The 799-nt window shown below is 43.6% G+C and carries 2 protein-coding genes; both read right to left on the reverse strand.

Features of this window, described 5'->3' with window-relative positions:
- Positions 1 to 104 precede the first annotated feature (104 nt).
- Positions 105 to 353 carry a TatA/E family twin arginine-targeting protein translocase gene (locus tag BGL89_RS04710; protein WP_286824683.1) on the reverse strand — a complete coding sequence of 83 codons (249 nt, stop codon included), beginning with the start codon at positions 351 to 353 and terminating at the stop codon, positions 105 to 107.
- Positions 354 to 457: 104 nt separating this feature from the next.
- Positions 458 to 652, reverse strand: coding sequence for a photosystem II reaction center phosphoprotein PsbH (psbH, locus tag BGL89_RS04715; RefSeq protein WP_002736544.1), 195 nt, complete (start codon positions 650 to 652; stop codon positions 458 to 460).
- Between the last annotated feature and the right edge of the window lie 147 nt (positions 653 to 799).

Raw genomic sequence — 799 nt, forward strand, 5'->3', positions numbered from 1 at the left:
TCGGTGAAGCGTCAACCCCGTTGACGCGACCACCCTAAAAAAGTGGCGTGGTGAGGAATCGCCGTCCGTTTTACGGCGGCGAGGATGTCAACTCTACACGGTTCTTAACTGGAACGAGTTCGATCGCTAGGAGATTGACTTTCTTCTAATTCAGCTTTGATTTTTACCGAGTCTTCAATCTGCTCGGCCTCTCGCTTAAATTCACTTTCAAATTCCTTTGATGCTTCTTGAAATCCTCGAATCGTTTTGCCTAAACTGCGACCGATTTCTGGTAATTTTTTCGGTCCGAAAACTAGCAGGGCAATCAAGAGAATTAACCCCATTTCCGGCAATCCAATCCCAAAAATATTCATCTTTTTGCTCCTAATAAAAAACTTGCGGTGGGCAATAACCCACCTGCCAAAGTCCGAGGGATAATTCTGCCGCCAAAAATGCCGACGAGATTGTTGGAATCTGCTTACTGACCCCAATCTACATTAAATCCTTCTAAAATTAGGGAGGAGTTGTAGATCTGTAAAATAATCAGCAAAAAGACTAAAAACAGAGCCATAAACACTCCCATCAGCAAGGTAGTTCCCCAACCGGGAGAAACTTTACCATATTCTGAGTTGAGGGGACGAAGGATTTCACCTAAGCGTGTACGCTGTGCCATAAGTTACCAAGAAAGATTTGTAAATGATAATTTTGTATTGATCCTTGACACTCCTAGGCCTAAAGGCGTGAGGATTCTTGAGCTAATCACAGCCCTTTCTGGTTTCCCTTACTTAGGTCTTACACGATTATGTCTGAACCGAACCTA

This window comes from Microcystis sp. LSC13-02 (genome assembly GCA_002282935.1).
Taxonomy (GTDB): Bacteria; Cyanobacteriota; Cyanobacteriia; order Cyanobacteriales; family Microcystaceae; genus Microcystis.